General features: G+C 68.6%; 16 protein-coding genes. 10 read left to right on the forward strand and 6 right to left on the reverse strand.

Annotation, left to right across the window (positions count from 1 at the left end; genetic code table 11):
• The first annotated feature begins 4 nt into the window (after positions 1 to 4).
• On the forward strand, positions 5 to 511 hold the full coding sequence (locus HWX22_RS02710) for a YbaK/EbsC family protein (RefSeq protein WP_059523903.1): 507 nt from the start codon (positions 5 to 7) through the stop codon (positions 509 to 511).
• Entirely contained in the window at positions 508 to 714 is a 207-nt protein-coding gene (locus tag HWX22_RS02715; RefSeq protein ID WP_006762224.1) for a DUF1289 domain-containing protein, read from the forward strand. The genes HWX22_RS02710 and HWX22_RS02715 overlap by 4 nt, the downstream gene beginning before the upstream one ends.
• Positions 715 to 934: 220 nt before the next feature.
• Here the strand turns inward: HWX22_RS02715 and HWX22_RS02720 are convergent, their stop codons facing one another.
• Entirely contained in the window at positions 935 to 1,837 is a 903-nt protein-coding gene (locus tag HWX22_RS02720) for a DMT family transporter (protein WP_175915004.1), read from the reverse strand.
• Positions 1,838 to 1,950: 113 nt separating this feature from the next.
• On the opposite strand from HWX22_RS02720, the gene HWX22_RS02725 reads away from it, so the two are divergent.
• Complete coding sequence (locus HWX22_RS02725; protein WP_059523896.1) at positions 1,951 to 2,445, forward strand: Lrp/AsnC family transcriptional regulator; 495 nt, start codon at positions 1,951 to 1,953, stop codon at positions 2,443 to 2,445.
• Positions 2,446 to 2,493: 48 nt separating this feature from the next.
• Here HWX22_RS02725 and HWX22_RS02730 read toward each other — a convergent pair whose 3' ends face one another.
• A complete protein-coding gene (locus tag HWX22_RS02730) occupies positions 2,494 to 3,390 on the reverse strand; it encodes an alpha/beta hydrolase (protein WP_059523894.1) in 897 nt (298 codons plus the stop codon).
• A gap of 279 nt (positions 3,391 to 3,669) precedes the next feature.
• Between HWX22_RS02730 and HWX22_RS02735 the strand changes: the two genes are divergently transcribed.
• Positions 3,670 to 4,629 carry a nitronate monooxygenase family protein gene (locus HWX22_RS02735; protein WP_175915005.1) on the forward strand — a complete coding sequence of 320 codons (960 nt, stop codon included), beginning with the start codon at positions 3,670 to 3,672 and terminating at the stop codon, positions 4,627 to 4,629.
• A gap of 113 nt (positions 4,630 to 4,742) precedes the next feature.
• Here the strand turns inward: HWX22_RS02735 and HWX22_RS02740 are convergent, their stop codons facing one another.
• From HWX22_RS02740 to HWX22_RS02750, 3 genes are all read right to left on the reverse strand, one after another.
• On the reverse strand, positions 4,743 to 5,705 hold the full coding sequence (locus HWX22_RS02740; RefSeq protein WP_059523890.1) for a LysR family transcriptional regulator: 963 nt from the start codon (positions 5,703 to 5,705) through the stop codon (positions 4,743 to 4,745).
• A 173-nt stretch (positions 5,706 to 5,878) separates the two neighbouring features.
• Positions 5,879 to 6,955: a porin gene (locus HWX22_RS02745; RefSeq protein ID WP_059523888.1), complete on the reverse strand. Its 1,077-nt coding sequence runs from the start codon at positions 6,953 to 6,955 to the stop codon at positions 5,879 to 5,881.
• Positions 6,956 to 7,301: 346 nt separating this feature from the next.
• A complete protein-coding gene (locus tag HWX22_RS02750; protein WP_175915006.1) occupies positions 7,302 to 7,787 on the reverse strand; it encodes a peptide-binding protein in 486 nt (161 codons plus the stop codon).
• 346 nt (positions 7,788 to 8,133) lie between these two features.
• On the opposite strand from HWX22_RS02750, the gene HWX22_RS02755 reads away from it, so the two are divergent.
• The 6 genes from HWX22_RS02755 to HWX22_RS02780 all read left to right on the forward strand — a co-directional run bounded on the left by HWX22_RS02755 (position 8,134) and on the right by HWX22_RS02780 (position 15,125).
• Complete coding sequence (locus HWX22_RS02755) at positions 8,134 to 9,177, forward strand: bile acid:sodium symporter family protein (RefSeq protein WP_175915007.1); 1,044 nt, start codon at positions 8,134 to 8,136, stop codon at positions 9,175 to 9,177.
• Between the two features lie 252 nt (positions 9,178 to 9,429).
• Entirely contained in the window at positions 9,430 to 11,268 is a 1,839-nt protein-coding gene (locus HWX22_RS02760; RefSeq protein ID WP_175915008.1) for a phosphodiesterase, read from the forward strand.
• A gap of 335 nt (positions 11,269 to 11,603) precedes the next feature.
• A complete protein-coding gene (locus HWX22_RS02765) occupies positions 11,604 to 12,623 on the forward strand; it encodes a LacI family DNA-binding transcriptional regulator (protein WP_059691382.1) in 1,020 nt (339 codons plus the stop codon).
• Positions 12,620 to 13,900, forward strand: coding sequence for an AGE family epimerase/isomerase (locus HWX22_RS02770; RefSeq protein WP_059691381.1), 1,281 nt, complete (start codon positions 12,620 to 12,622; stop codon positions 13,898 to 13,900). Before HWX22_RS02765 ends, HWX22_RS02770 begins: the two co-directional genes overlap by 4 nt.
• Entirely contained in the window at positions 13,897 to 14,805 is a 909-nt protein-coding gene (locus tag HWX22_RS02775) for a carbohydrate kinase (RefSeq protein WP_175910575.1), read from the forward strand. Before HWX22_RS02770 ends, HWX22_RS02775 begins: the two co-directional genes overlap by 4 nt.
• Positions 14,806 to 14,903: 98 nt before the next feature.
• Entirely contained in the window at positions 14,904 to 15,125 is a 222-nt protein-coding gene (locus HWX22_RS02780) for a hypothetical protein (RefSeq protein ID WP_059523876.1), read from the forward strand.
• A gap of 77 nt (positions 15,126 to 15,202) precedes the next feature.
• Here the strand turns inward: HWX22_RS02780 and HWX22_RS02785 are convergent, their stop codons facing one another.
• Positions 15,203 to 15,397 carry a DUF2905 domain-containing protein gene (locus HWX22_RS02785; protein WP_059523874.1) on the reverse strand — a complete coding sequence of 65 codons (195 nt, stop codon included), beginning with the start codon at positions 15,395 to 15,397 and terminating at the stop codon, positions 15,203 to 15,205.
• Positions 15,398 to 15,410: the final 13 nt, after the last annotated feature.

A 15,410-nucleotide genomic window follows, 5' to 3' on the forward strand; every position in this document is an offset into this window, starting at 1 on the left:
CTCCATGACGACACCCGCTTCATTCGACTCTCTCCCCGATTCCGCGCGACGCGTCGCGCTGCTGCTGCGCGAACGCGGGCACGCGAAAGGGATCGTGATGCTCGCCGAAACCGGCAAGACTTCCGCCGAGGCCGCGGCCGGGCTCGGCTGCGAGGTCGCGCAGATCGCGAAGTCGATCCTGTTTCGCCGCGAATCGGACGGCCTGCCGGTGCTCGTCGTCGCGAGCGGCGCGAACCGTGTCGACGAGAAGAAGGTCGCCGCGCAAGTTGGCGCGGTCGGCCGCGCCGATGCGAAGTTCGTGCGCGACAACACCGGCTACGCGATCGGCGGCGTCTGCCCGATCGGCCATCTCGTCGAACCGGTCACGCTGATCGACGCCGACCTGCTCGAACTGGACAGCCTGTGGGCGGCCGCCGGCCATCCGCACGCGGTGTTCAACCTGTCGCCGCAGGAACTCGTCTCGCTGACCGGCGCGCCGGTCGCCGACGTCGCGCTGCGCAACGACGCATGAGCGACGTGCCGGTACCGGTCGGGACGGTCGCGTCGCCGTGCACCGACGTATGCAGGATCGATCCGCGCACCGACTGGTGCGCGGGCTGCCTGCGCACGCGCGACGAGATCAAGGGATGGCGCGCGTCGGACGACGACGCGAGGCGCGCGTTGCTCGCACGGCTTGACGCGCGGCGGCGCCTGCTCGCGCGGAGCGGCGCATAAAAAAATGCCGTTCGGCCTGCTTGGCGAACGGCATGAGATCGGAATCCTGTGAACGTGATCAACGTCACAGCCCGCATCATACGAGCGACGCTGCAGCGTCGCATCGGGTGTTTCCCTACAACTTCTTACAGCGGTTTGCGCACGCAACCTTCGTTCCCAGACGCGGCGCCGGCGGGTGTCGGCAACCTGCCGGAGCCGCAAGCCGAATCGCACGACCGTTTCAGTTGCCGACCGCCGCCCGACGCGCGGGCACGATGCGCCAGCCGAGGTTCACGCCGGCCGCCGCGAGCAGGATCAGCAGCGCGCCGAGCACCTGCGTCCACGCGAGCGTCTGCCCGAACGCGATGCGATCGACGATGATCGCGACGACCGGATAGACGAACGACAGCGCGCCCGTCATCGCGACCGGCAGCTTCTGGATCGCACCGTACAGCAGCACATACATCACGCCGGTGTTCACGACGCCGAGCACGACGAGATCGACCCACTGCGCGGCCGTCGCGGGCAACGTGTCGAAGTGCGCGAACGGCGCGAGCAGCACGATGCCGAGGCCGGCCTGCAGCAGCGCGAGCAGGTGCGGCGGCGTGCCCTTCAGGTGCTTCGTGACGATCGACGACACCGCGTACAGGAACGCCGCGCCGAGCGACAGCGCGACGCCTTCGAGATATTCGCCGGGCACCGCGAGCACGGCCGGCTCGACGCGCACCACGCACACGAGCCCGATGAAGGCGAGCGCGAGCCACGCGATGGTCGACGCGCTGATCCGTTCGCGGAACACGATCGCGCCGAGCGCGACGAGCATGAACGGCTGCGTGTTGTAGACGGCGGTCGCCATCGAGATCGACGCACGCGAATACGCGGCGAACAGCAACAGCCAGTTCGCGACGATCGCGACGCTGCCGAGCGTCGCGAGCACGAGCATGCGCGGCGAGAACAGCGCGCGGCGCAGGAAGCCGAGCGCCGCGCAGACGATCGCGAGCGTCGCGGCGCCGAACAGGCAGCGGAAGAACACGACGTTGGTGAGCGGTTGCTGCGACGACATCACGAGCCAGCCGATCGTGCCGGACATCATCATCGCGACGACCATCTCGGCGGCACCGCGGCGGATTTCGTTCGAGGCCATCATGGACTCCGTTTGACGAGAGGGGATGACTTCGATTCTAGGAACTTGCTTTCCGCGCATCCACGACTAAACTGAAGCGAAAACACCGATTCACCTTCGAAAGCAAAGCGATCATGTCGAAACGCCTTTCCCCGCCCGCCGTCGCGTCGCTGGACGCGACCGACCGCGCGATCCTCGCGGCGCTCGCCGAGGATGCGCGCATCGCCACCAGCGAACTGGCGCGCCAGATCGGGCTGTCGGCGCCCGCGACCGCCGACCGCGTGCGACGGCTCGAAGCGCAGGGCGTGATCGCGGGTTTCACCGTCGAGCTCGACCCGCGCGCGCTCGGCTACACGCTGCAGGCGATCGTGCGCGTAAAGCCGCTGCCGGGGCAGCTGCATCTCGTCGAGGAAGTGTTGCGGCGGATTCCGGAGTTCGTCGAATGCGACAAGGTGACCGGCGAGGACTGCTTCATCTGCCGGCTCTATTTACGCACGATCGAGCACCTCGACGACATCCTGTCGAAGGTGACGGAGCGCGCGGAAACGAGCACGGCGATCGTGAAATCGACGCCGGTGCCGCGCCGCCTGCCGCCGCTCGTCGACGACGATGCCGCCACGCGCCGCTGATCGTCACCACGCGGCAAGCACCGCGCTGGCCGCGGCGGGTGGCGTCGCTCACGCGGCCGCGTCGCGCGCCTCGAAGAACGCCAGCAGCTCGTCGATCAGTGCGACGGGCGCCTCCTCCGGAATGTAGTGCCCGCAATCGAGCGCGCGGCCGCTGACGTCGCGCGCGACGCGCCGCCATTCGTCGAGCGGATCGAAGCAGCGCCCGACGATCCCGTTTTCGCCCCACAGCACGCGCAGCGGGCACGCGACCTTGTTGCCGCGCTCAAGATCCGCGCGGTCGTGCTCGAGATCGATCGTCGCCGACGCGCGGTAGTCCTCGCACATCGCATGCACTGCGCCCGGCTGCGCGAGCGCGGCGCGATACGCGGCGAGCGCCTCCGGCGCGAACGGCGCGAGCCCGGCGGACCGGTTGCCCATCACGCGCTCGATGTACGCATCGGTGCGGCCTTCGATCAGCGTTTCGGGCAGCGGCGCCGGCTGGATCAGGAAGAACCAGTGGAAATACGCGGTCGCGAACGCGCGGTCGGTCTGTTCGTACATCGCGAGCGTCGGCGCGATGTCGAGCAGCATCATCCGTTCGACGGCCGCCGGATGATCGAGCGCGAGCCGGTGCGCGACGCGCGCGCCGCGATCGTGCGCGCAGACGTGGAATTGCTCGAAGCCGAAATGCCGCATCACGGCGACCTGGTCGGCCGCCATCGCGCGTTTCGAATACGGCGCATGCCGCGCGTCGCTCGGCGGCTTGCCCGACGCGCCGTAGCCGCGCAGGTCGGTCGCGATCACCGTGAAGTGATTCGCCAGCGTCGCGGCGACGCGATGCCAGATCATGTGGGTTTGCGGATGGCCGTGCAGCAACAGAAGCGGCGGCCCCGCGCCTCCTTTGACACCGAAGATGTCGGTGTCCTGCACCGTCACGCGAAACGGTGCAAACGCCTCAAACGACATGGTTTGTTTCTCATTGGTTTGTTATGGCGGGTATTGTAGGAGCGCCCGGCCGACTGCTGCGCGCGGCAGATGCCCGAATGCGTAGAAAGAGAACACTCACTCGATTGTCGCCATGCCGCGTCGTTTGCTAAGCTCGCGTAGAATCGCACGACCGTTCGTATTAATATGAGCGCATCGCCGCACCGCTACACTCGAAGCACCGTTCGACCGCCAAGCATTGATGCCGGCATCGGCGCGACAGCACCGCATCCGGCCGCCCCTCGAGACTGGAGACATCACATGGCATTGCCCGCCGTCCTGCAGAACCTGACGCTGCCCGTCATCGCGTCGCCGATGTTCATCGTCAGCTACCCCGAACTCGTGCTCGCGCAGTGCAAGGCGGGTATCGTCGGATCATTTCCCGCGCTCAACGCCCGTCCGGCCGAACTGCTCGACGAGTGGCTCACGCAGATCCAGTCCGAACTCGCCGACCACAAGGCGAAGCACCCGGATGCGGTGATCGGACCGATCGCGGTCAACCAGATCGTCCACCAGTCGAACGTACGGCTCGAGCACGACGTGCGCGTGTGCGTCGACCACAAGGTGCCGATCTTCATCACGAGCCTGCGCGCGCCGGCGCGCGAGATCGTCGACGCGGTGCACGGTTACGGCGGCATCGTGCTGCACGACGTGATCAACCTGCGCCACGCGCAGAAGGCGCTCGAAGCCGGCGTCGACGGGCTGATCCTCGTCGCGGCCGGCGCCGGCGGCCACGCGGGCACGACGTCGCCGTTCGCGCTCGTCGGCGAAGTGCGCAAGATGTTCGACGGTCCGATCGTGCTGTCGGGCTCGATCGCGAACGGCGGCTCGATCCTCGCCGCGCAGGCGATGGGCGCCGACCTCGCGTACATGGGCACGCGCTTCATCGCGACGCAGGAAGCGCACGCGGTCGAGGACTACAAGCACGCGATCGTCAACGCGAAATCGTCCGACATCATCTACACGAACCTCTTCACCGGCGTGCACGGCAACTACATTCGCGAGAGCATCGAGAAGGCCGGCCTCGATCCGGACGCGCTGCCGGAATCGGACAAGTCGAAGATGAATTTCGGCGGCGACAAGGCGAAGGCGTGGAAGGACATCTGGGGTGCCGGCCAGGGCGTCGGCCTGATGGACGACCTGCCGAGCGTCGGCGCGCTCGTCGAGCGGCTGAAGCGCGAGTACGACGACGCGAAGGCACGGCTCGGCATCGCACGCTGACGCGGGCGGCAGGTTGCGCCGCCGCCGCGCATGACGTCGGGCAAAAACAAAAAAGCGCGAACCGCAACGGCTCGCGCTTTTTTCATGTCCGCCGCGCAGGCGGCAGACGGCGGTCAGCCCGCGCGCTTGATCCGCGTGATCGGCAGCACGCGCAGGCGCGCCTCGATCGACGGGCACAGCGACTGCCCTTCGAAGCGTGCGGCGAGGAAGTCGACGAACGAGCGCACCTTCGCGGACACGTGGCGGCGGCTCGCATACACCGCGTAGATCGGCGCCTCGTGCGGCGGCACCGAGTCGAGCAGCACCGGCACGAGACGGCCGGATTCGATGTCGTCGCCGATCACTTCGGTGCCGAGCAGCGCGATGCCCGCGCCGGCGAGCACCGCCGCGCGCAGCCCCTCGAGATGGTTCACGATCAGGTTGCCGTTCAGGTTCACGCGCGACGCGGCGGCCGCGTCGATCACCAGCGAATCGAGCATCGTCGAATTCGAATCGCGGCGCAGGTAATTGTGATGCGCGAGATCGGCAATCGTCTGAGGCGTGCCGTGCTTCTCCAGATACTCGGGTGACGCGACCAGCAGGATATGTGCGGTGGCGATCTGCCGCGCGACCAGCGACGACGATTTCAGCCCGTTCGGCGCCGCGCGCACCGCGACGTCGTAGCCTTCCTCGATCAGGTCGACCACGCGATCGGACAGCGTCATGTCGACGGTCACGTCCGGGAACCGGCCCGCATAATCGGTGACGGCCTGCATCACGTGCCGCAATCCGAACGCGGACAGCGACGTCACGCGCAGGCGGCCCTGCGGCACGACGCTCGCGGCGCCGACCGCCTGTCCGGCTTCGTCGAGTTCCGACAGTGCCTGCACGAGGCGCTCATAGTATTCGCGTCCCGCCTCGGTCGGCGCGACACGTCGTGTCGTGCGATGCAGCAGCCGCGCGCCGAGCTGCTGCTCGAGATGCATCACGTGCTTGCTCGCCATCGCGGCCGACATCTGCATGCGCTCGGCCGCGCCGACGAAGCTGCCCACTTCGACGACGTAGCGAAACACATTCATGCTGACGAGGGTATCCATCGAACTAGCTCGCAATTCCTGGTAATCATGCAATTACGAGATAGGGTAACAAAGGCAAGGAAACAAGAAGGTCAACAAAGGCAAAACGGCGCCGCGGGAAGCGGCGCCGTTTCGGGGGCGGAAGACCGGCAGGCGGGACGCGCGCTGCGTGTGCGCGTCCGGCAAACGAATCGTCAGAACTTCGCGCGGATGCCCGCGCCGAACGTGTTGCCGCTCGACAGGCCGCTGATGTGGTCGTTCATGTAGGCAGCGTAGACGTCCGTGCGCTTGGACAGCGGATAGTCGTAGCCGACGGCCCAGGTCTGGCGCGTCTGGTCGAGGCCGCCGCCGTCGCGCGAGTACGCATACGACGCCATCGCATTGCCGACGCCGAGCGGCACCGACACGCCGCCCTGCGCGGTGTTCACGTGCCAGCTGCCGGCAACCTGGTCGTTCTTCGTATACATGTACTGCCCGAACAGCTTCACGTACTTCAGGTCGTAGGTCGCGCCGACCAGCCCGATGCCCTGGCTCTTCATGCCGGTCACAAGCGAGCTCAGGTCCTGCGGGCCGTTGTTGAAGTTCACGTACTGGTAGACGGCGGTCGCGGCAAACGGGCCGTTCGCGTAGTTGAACTGCGCGCTCCACTTCTTCGAGCGGTTGTCGCCGGCCGTGTTGCCGAGCGCGTACATCGCCGCGAAATTCAGGCCACCGAACGAAGGCGACGTGTAGGACAGCGCGTTGTTCCAGCCCGAATCGCCGACCGCGCCCTGGTCGCTCGGATAGGTCGGGAACGTGCCGAGGCCGAGGAACACGTGGTACACCATCGGCGAGAAGGTGTACGAGTCGTAGAACGGGTTGAACAGGATCGTCGACAGGAACAGGTGCGTCGTCAGGCGGCCTGCCGTCACCGTGCCGTACGGCGAGCTGACGCCGACGTATGCGTTGCGCGCGAAGAACGTGTCGCCCTGGAAGCGGCCGAACTGGCCGTTCTGCGCACGGAAGAAGCTCTCCAGCGTGAAGATCGCCTTGTAGCCGTTGCCGAGATCCTCTGCGCCGTGCAGGCCCCAGTACGACGTCGACATCCCGCCGCCCGACACGTTCCATGCGCGATCGCCGCCCGGGAACTTGGTTGCGCCGACCCATTCATCGACCTGACCGTAGAGCGAGACGCTCGACTGCGCGTGGACGGGTGCGGTTGCGGCCACGCAGGCGGCCGCGGCGATCAGCTTGACGGACGTGCGCGACGCACGGCGAGCGAATGCTTTCATGGGATCTCCAGGTTTTGTCGAATGTCGATAAGTGGCGCGAGCGTTGTTTTTTGGAGCCGATTGCTTGCGTCGTTCGGGGCGCAGCCATCTTTACGGATCGTGCGTCCGGTCAAAATTGCGCACACTTATTGCGGGTATAGCAGCGGCATTAACTTCGCGGAATCGGCACATGGCCAGGCGCGCCGCAGCGGCCGCGCGCGGAGCGGGCACGCGACGGGACGGCCACGGGGCGCGCGCGTGCCGGGCGCGAAAGATAGCGCAATGCGGCGGGAAAATCAGCGGAAATATGCGCGCGACTGTGGCGAATTCGCATCACCGCCGGCGGGGGGACGAACGCGCGGGGCGCTCAGTTTCGGTAGAACGGGGAGAAAAACGGCGAGTGCGAAGGTTCTTCCTGCGCGCGGGGGGGCGGCATCGGACGGCCGCCGCGCTCTTCGTTGTAGCGCGCGACGTCGGCGCGGATCGAGCCGGCGCGCAGCGGCACGTTGCCGCCGCCCTGCGGGCGCGGCATCTGGCGGGAGTCGGCGCTGATCGGACGATACGGGCTTTGCGCGGCGTAATGGCCGTAGGACGGCGTCGGCCGCAGCCCCCAGCGGGAACCGTAACCGCTCACGCCGCCGGCACGCGCGCCGCCCGGCGGCAGCGCCCGGCGCCATACCGGCGCGTTGCCGGCCGGCTGGCCGAAAGCGCGCATGTCGCCGCCACCGAAACCGTGACCGCCGCCGAACGCCTGACCGCCGTGCGGCGGTTGCGCGAGCGCGAGCGGCATCAGCAGTGCGCCGAGCACGCCTGCCACCCATCGTCCGACCTTCAGTTTCACCCGTTCCGTCATCGTTCAGTGCCTGTTACCGCTCGCCGCCGGTCGTTTCCGGCCGACGCAAGCCTTTCAGCAGTAATTTATGAGCGGCCCGAAACGGTGTCGAGCCAAAAAGTGTTAGGTCGCGGGCATCGGTGTAACACCATGTTACTGCTAGGTTTTTTCACTTCAGGGCGCAATCGCGGCAGAACATTCTTCTGCCGTTTTGCGCATCGGCCGCCCCTCTCTGGCGCGCGCCGCCCTATGCCGTCGATTCATCAATCGATTCACACAATGAATTTGTGTATTGAATAACCAACCGGGACAATATCGGCTTCGCGCGCGCGACATGCGCGCCTGCCGTTTCCGAATCGAGTTCCCGATGGCCCGTCCCCGTTTTCTTCCCGACAACTTCACGCTCGCGCTGGTCGGCACCGTCGTGCTCGCGAGCCTGCTGCCGTGCCGCGGTCCGGCCGCCCACGCGTTCAACTGGGCGACCAACATCGCGGTCGGCCTGCTGTTCTTCCTGCACGGCGCGAAGCTGTCGCGCGAAGCCGTCGTCGCGGGCGCGACCCACTGGCGGCTGCATGCGGTCGTGCTGCTCAGCACGTTCGCGCTGTTCCCGCTGCTCGGCCTCGCGCTGAAACCCGTGCTGCAGCCGCTCGTCACGCCGGCGCTCTACGCCGGCGTGCTGTTTCTGTGCACGCTGCCGTCGACGGTCCAGTCGTCGATCGCGTTCACCTCGATCGCGAAGGGCAACGTGCCGGCCGCCGTGTGCGCGGCATCCGCGTCGAGCCTGCTCGGAATCTTCGTGACGCCGGCGCTCGTCGGGCTGATGATCACGTCGCAGTCGGCCGCGGCCGCGTCGCCGTGGAGCACCGTCGGCAGCATCGTGATGCAGCTGCTCGTGCCGTTCGTCGCCGGCCAGCTGCTGCGGCCCGTGATCGGCGGCTGGATCGAACGCAATCGCGGCGTGCTGCGCTTCGTCGACCAGGGATCGATCCTGCTCGTCGTCTACGTCGCGTTCAGCGAGGCCGTGAACCAGGGGCTCTGGCACCAGATGCCGGCGCGCGCGCTCGGCGGCCTGCTGGTCGTCAACGTCGTGCTGCTCGCGATCGCGCTGATGCTGACCACATTCGTCAGCAAGCGGCTCGGCTTCAACCGCGCCGACCAGATCACGATCATCTTCTGCGGCTCGAAGAAGAGCCTCGCGGCCGGCGTGCCGATGGCGAAGGTGATCTTCTCCGCGCAGGCGGTCGGCGCGATCGTGCTGCCGCTGATGCTGTTCCACCAGATCCAGCTGATGGCGTGCGCGGCGCTCGCGCAGCGCTGGGGCGCGCGCGACATGCGCGGCGAGCGTGACGGCGACGATGGCGCGGCCGGTGCCGCACGCGAACGCGGCGCGCTGAGCGCGGGCAAACGCTGACGCGGGAGGCTGCGCGGCCGGCATGGCTGGCCGCGCGGGTGGATTCGCGTCTTTCTCGTTACGCTTTCCGCTTTCCGCTTCCCGCTTTCCGCTTCCCGCTTCGTCCGCTTTCTCCGCCGCCCCACCGCCCCACCGCCCGCCCAAAGCGACGCATGCACCATCGACGCGCATCGCGTCACGAAATCTTCATTCAATTCTCCGCGCGCGCTGCCGTTAAAGTCGGGCGTCCCGTCGCCTCGGCCGCCCTCGCCCATGTCCGCGCCTCATCCCGACCCGTCCGCCGTCTCAACCACGCGCCTGATCGCGGAGCGTGCGCTCGCGGCCGTGTTCCAGCCGATCGTCGACCTCGGGTCGGGCACGGTCGTCGGCTACGAAGGCCTGATCCGCGGCCCGCGCGGCACCGACCTCGAGACGCCGGCCGCGCTGTTCGCGCAGGCCGCCCGCGACGGCGCGACCGTCGCGCTCGAACAGGCGGCCGCCCTCACCTGCCTCGACGCGTTCGCGGCGCTCGGCTGCGACGGCAAGCTGTTCCTCAACTTCAGCGCGAACACGATCCTGCAACTCGCGCGCGAACGCGCGCGCGCGCGGCAACTGCTCGGCCGCGCGCGGGTCGGCGCGGAGCGCATCGTGATCGAGCTGACCGAGCAGACCTCGATGCCCGACGTCGCGCACATCGGGCCGGCGGTCGCATCGCTGCGCGACGCCGGCATCCAGTTCGCGCTCGACGACTACGGCACCGCGAACGCGAGCATGAACCTGTGGCTGCGCCTGCACCCGGACGTCGTGAAGATCGACCGCTTCTTCATCCACGACATCGCGCGCGATCCGCTCAAGTTCGAGGCGGTCCGGGCGATGCAGCACTTCGCGCACGCGAGCGGCGCGAAGCTGATCGCGGAAGGGATCGAGAACGAGTGCGACCTGATCGTCGTGCGCGACATGGGCATCTGCTGCGTGCAGGGCTTCCTGCTCGGCCGGCCGGACGCGCAACCGTCGCGGGTCGTCGCACCGGCCGCGCGCGACGCGATCCGCGCGCCGCACATCGCGGTGTTCCCCGGTGCGACCCGCGCCGTGCGGCCCGCAAGCACGATCGCGGCGAAGATGCTCGTCCCCGCGCCGGCGCTGCCGCGCGATGCGACCAGCAACGACGTGCTCGACCTGTTCAATCGAATGCCCGGCCTGCACGCGGTCGCGCTCGTCGAACGCGGGCGGCCGGTCGCGCTCGTGAACCGGCGCGGCTTCATCGACCGCTTCACGCTGCCTTACCATCGCGAGGTGTTCGGAAAGAAGCCGTGCCTGCAGTTCGCGAACGACGCGCCGCTGATGATCGACAACGCGACGACGGTCGAGCAGCTCGCGATGCTGCTCGCGAGCCACGACCAGCGCTACCTCGCGGACGGCTTCGTGATCACCGAGCACGGCCGCTACGTCGGGCTCGGCACCGGCGAGAGCCTCGTGCGCGCGGTGACCGAGATGCGCATCGAGGCCGCGCGCTATGCGAATCCGCTGACCTTCCTGCCCGGCAACATCCCGATCAGCGCACACATCGAGCGCCTGCTGGCGCGCGACGCCGGCTTCCACGCGTGCTACGTCGACCTGAACCAGTTCAAGCCGTTCAACGACCAGTACGGCTACTGGCAGGGCGACGAAGTGCTGAAGTTCGCGGCGACGGTGCTGGCCGGCGTGTGCGATCCGCAGCGCGACTTTCTCGGGCACGTCGGCGGCGACGATTTCCTCGTGCTGTTCCAGCGCGACGACTGGCACGCGCGCGCGGCCGACGCGATCGCGCACTTCAACGACGGCGCGCGGCGTTTCTACACGCAGGCCGACCGGCTGGCGGGCGGGCTGCGCGGCGAGGACCGCCACGGCAACCCCGCATTCTTCGGCTTCGTCACGATGGCGATCGGCGCGGTCGGCGTGCCGGCCGGTGCGAACGGCGCGATGCGCTACGGCAGCGACGAGATCGCGTCGGTCGCGGCGCTCGCGAAGCGGCGCGCGAAACAGCAGCCGGGCGGGCTCGCGGTCGTCGATCTCGATGCCGGCCGCGCGGCGCTGCGCGATCGCGGCGGGCCGCCGCACGCGGCGGCGGGCTGAACCGGCGGGCGGTTGCCGGATGCAAGCGGGCTGCCGGCCGGCAAGGACGGCGACGACGGTGCCTCGCGCGCGCCCGATTGCCGGCAACAGCCTGCCGTCCGCCTCCGCCCCTCGCGGACCGGGCCTCCGAACGCGTGCGCCCGCCCGACACCGCCCCTTTCCGTGCGATCACCTTGCCTTTTCCGCGTTTTGTTTAGTATTTTTAGTAACGTCGTTTTCGCAGATTAGCGCGTAAAAACCCGTTATTTCCGGGTATTCCCCGGTTATCCGGCCCGAATTTGGCTCGGCGTTTTACTATACAATCGCCGTCACCCTAAACAAACCGGACCCGAACGATGGGCACCACCATTCGCGACGTAGCGCGGGCGGCAGAGGTCTCGATCGGCACCGTCTCCCGCGCGCTGAAAAACCAGCCGGGCCTGTCGGAAGCCACGCGGGCGCGCATCGTCGAGATCGCGCAGCAGCTCGGCTACGACCCGGCCCAGTTGCGCCCGCGCATCCGCCGGCTCACCTTCCTGCTGCACCGCCAGCACAACCGCTTTCCCGCGAGCCCGTTCTTCTCGCACGTGCTGCACGGCGTCGAGGACGCGTGCCGCGAGCGCGGGATCGTGCCGACGCTGCTCACGGTCGGCCCCAACGACGACGTGCTGCGCCAGATGCGCCCGCATGCGCCCGACGCGATCGCGGTGGCCGGCTTCATCGAGCCCGAGACGATCGAGGCGCTCGCCGCGACCGGCCGGCCGCTCGTGCTGATCGACCTGTGGGCGCCCGGCCTGCGCTCGGTGAACATCGACAACGCGACGGGCGCGGCGCTCGCGATGCGCCACCTGCTCGCCATCGGCCGCTCGCGGATCGCGTTCATCGGCGGCTCGGCCGCGCACTTCAGCATCGCGCAGCGCGCGATCGGCTATCGCCGCGCGTTCTTCGAGGCCGGGCGGCTGTTCGATCCCGCGTACGAAGTGACGATCGACGCCGGGCTCGACCCCGACACCGGCGCCGCGCGCGCGATGCAGCAACTGCTCGACGCGCCCGGCCCGCGCCCGGACGCCGTGTTCGCGTACAACGACGCCGCCGCGCTGGCCGCGCAGCGCGTGTGCATCGCGCGCGGCGTGCGGATTCCGGAAGACATCGCGATCGTCGGCTTCGACGACATCCCGGCCGCCGCGCACGCGAATCCGCCGCTCACGACGCTCGCCGTCGACAAGGAAGCGCTCGGCCGCCGCGGCGTCGAACTGCTGCTCGCCGAATCGCCCGAGCGCACCGAGATCTCCCTGCCCGTCGAACTGATCGTACGGGCCAGCAGCCAGCCCGCCGGCTCACCGGCACTCGATACCGCCACGGTCACCGAATCATGAACATGCCCCCGGTCCAATCCCGCACGGCCGCGCCGGCCGCCCACGCGCAAGCGGCACCGTTCGTCGCGAGCTTCCGCGATCCGTCGTTCCTGCTGTCGCACATCGAGGACACGCTGCGCTTCTACGCGCAGAACGCGTTCGACCCGACGGGCGGCTTCTACCATTACTTCCGCGACGACGGCAGCATCTACAACCGCACGTCGCGGCACCTGGTCAGCAGTTGCCGGTTCGTCTTCAACTACGCGATGGCGTACCGGCATTTCGGCGATCCGCGCCACCTCGACTACGCCCGCCACGGGCTGCGCTTCCTGCGCGACGCGCACTGGGACGAAGCGCTGCAGGGCTACGACTGGGAACTCGACTGGCGCGACGGCACGAAACGCGCGACGCTCGACGGCACGCGCCACTGCTACGGGCTCGCGTTCGTGCTGCTGGCCGCCGCGCACGCGACGATGGCCGGCATCGACGAAGCGCGCGCGCTGATCGCGTCGACCTACGAGCTCGCCGAGCACCGCTTCTGGGACGCGGCCGCCGGCCTCTACGCGGACGACGCGACGCCGAACTGGAACGTGTCGTCGTACCGCGGCCAGAACGCGAACATGCACATGACGGAAGCGCTGCTCGCGGCATACGAGGCGACCGGCCATCTCACCTATCTCGATCGCGCGGAAAAACTCGCGACCCACATCACGCAGCGCCAGGCTTCGCTGTCGGGCGGCCTCGTGTGGGAGCACTACCATGCGGACTGGTCGGTCGACTGGGACTACAACAAGGAAGACAGCTCGAACATCTTCCGTCCGTGGGGCTTCCAGCCCGGGCACCAGACCGAATGGGCGAAGCTGCTGCTGATCCTGGAGCGGCACCGCCCGCTCGACTGGCTCGTGCCGCGCGCGGCCGAGCTGTTCGATGCGGCGCTCACGCATGCGTGGGACGCCGATCACGGCGGCCTCTGCTACGGCTTCGGCCCCGACTTCACGATCTGCGACCACAACAAGTATTTCTGGGTGCAGGCGGAAACCTTCGCGGCGGCCGCGATGCTCGGCGCGCGCACCGGCAGCGAGCGCTTCTGGGACTGGTACGACGAGATCTGGCGCTACAGCTGGGCGCATTTCGTCGATCACCGCTACGGCGCGTGGTACCGGATCCTCACCTGCGACAACCGCAAGTACAGCGACGAGAAAAGCCCGGCCGGCAAGACCGACTATCACACGATGGGCGCATGCTACGACGTGCTCGCGACCCTCGCGCGCGCGGCGCGCAGCGAGCCGACGCAATGAGCGGCGGCACCTTTCCGGCCTTCGTGTCGGCGGGCGACATCCTGACCGACATGGTGCGCGCGGGCGACGCGCAGTGGACCTCGGTGCCGGGCGGCGCCGGCTGGAACGTCGCGCGCGCGGTCGCGCGGCTCGGCGTGCCGAGCGCGCTCGCGGGCGCGATCGGCGAAGACTGCTTCTCCGACGTGCTGTGGCGCACCAGCGAGGCGGCCGGGCTCGACCTGCGCTTCCTGCAGCGCGTGCCGCGTGCGCCGCTGCTCGCGATCGTCCATGAGACGCGGCCGCCCGCGTACTTCTTCATCGGCGAAGCGAGCGCGGATCTCGCGTTCGACCCGGCGCGGCTGCCGGCCGGCTGGGCCGCACACGTGAAGTGGGCGCACTTCGGTTGCATCAGCCTCGTGCGCGAACCGCTCGCGGGCACGCTCGTCGCGCTCGCGGCGGAGCTGCACGCGCGCGGCGTGAAGATCAGCTTCGATCCGAACTACCGGAACCTGATGACGGCCGCGTACCGGCCGACGCTCGAGAAGATGGCCGCGCTCGCCGACCTGATCAAGGTGTCCGACGAGGATCTGCGCCACCTGTTCGGCGGCGACGGCCCGGATGAGGTCGCCGCGGTGCGCGCGCTGAATCCGCGCGCGGCGGTGCTCGTCACGCGCGGGGCGCAGCCGGCGACGCTTTACGCGGACGGCGACGTGCTCGAAGCCAGTCCGCCGCGCGTCGAGGTGGTCGATACCGTCGGCGCGGGCGACGCGTCGATCGGCGGCATGCTGTTCAGCCTGATGGCCGCGCCGCAGCGGTCGTGGCGCGAGCATCTCGCGTTCGCGCTCGCGGCGGGCGCCGCCGCGTGCCGGCATACGGGCGCGCATGCGCCGACGCTCGACGAGGTCGTCGCGCTGCTCGAACGGTGACGGGACGATGACGGCGCGCTGATCGGTCGCCGATTAGCGGCGCTGTACATGCTGCGCCGCAGTGCTACGATGAAGTGTCCTATTGCGGGAGAGGCACGATGGACACGAACACGTTCACGAAAGGCATCTACACGGCCAAGGCGCACACGCAGCACGCCGCCAACGGACAGTTCCAGGGTTACGTGATCCTCGCCCGGGACGACGGCGACGAGACGGAAAACATGCGTTACGACGTCCACACGACGAGTCCGAGCGAGGAAGAGGCGTTCAACGAAGCGAAGGCGCTCGCGCACCGGATCCTCGGCGAAATCGAGCTGTGACGCGCGGACCGTGACGCGCCGAACCCTCACACGCGCGCCGCGGCGCGGTCACGGCGCGCCGCCGCATTCGGTACGGCTCAGAGCAGCCGCGCCACCATCGACACCAGCATCGTCAGCACCAGCGTCGACATGAACGGGAACGGGTAGCGCCGCCCGCCGAGCGTCAGCGTGACGTCGCCCGGCATCCGCCCGATGCCGACCTTGCCGAGCCACGGCCAGCAGCGCGTCAGGATCATCACCGCGACGAACGACGCCATCAGCCAGCGCAGCATCCCGGGCTCCCCG

It is taken from the genome of Burkholderia sp. BCC1638, assembly GCF_902833195.1.
GTDB lineage: Bacteria > Pseudomonadota > Gammaproteobacteria > Burkholderiales > Burkholderiaceae > Burkholderia > Burkholderia diffusa.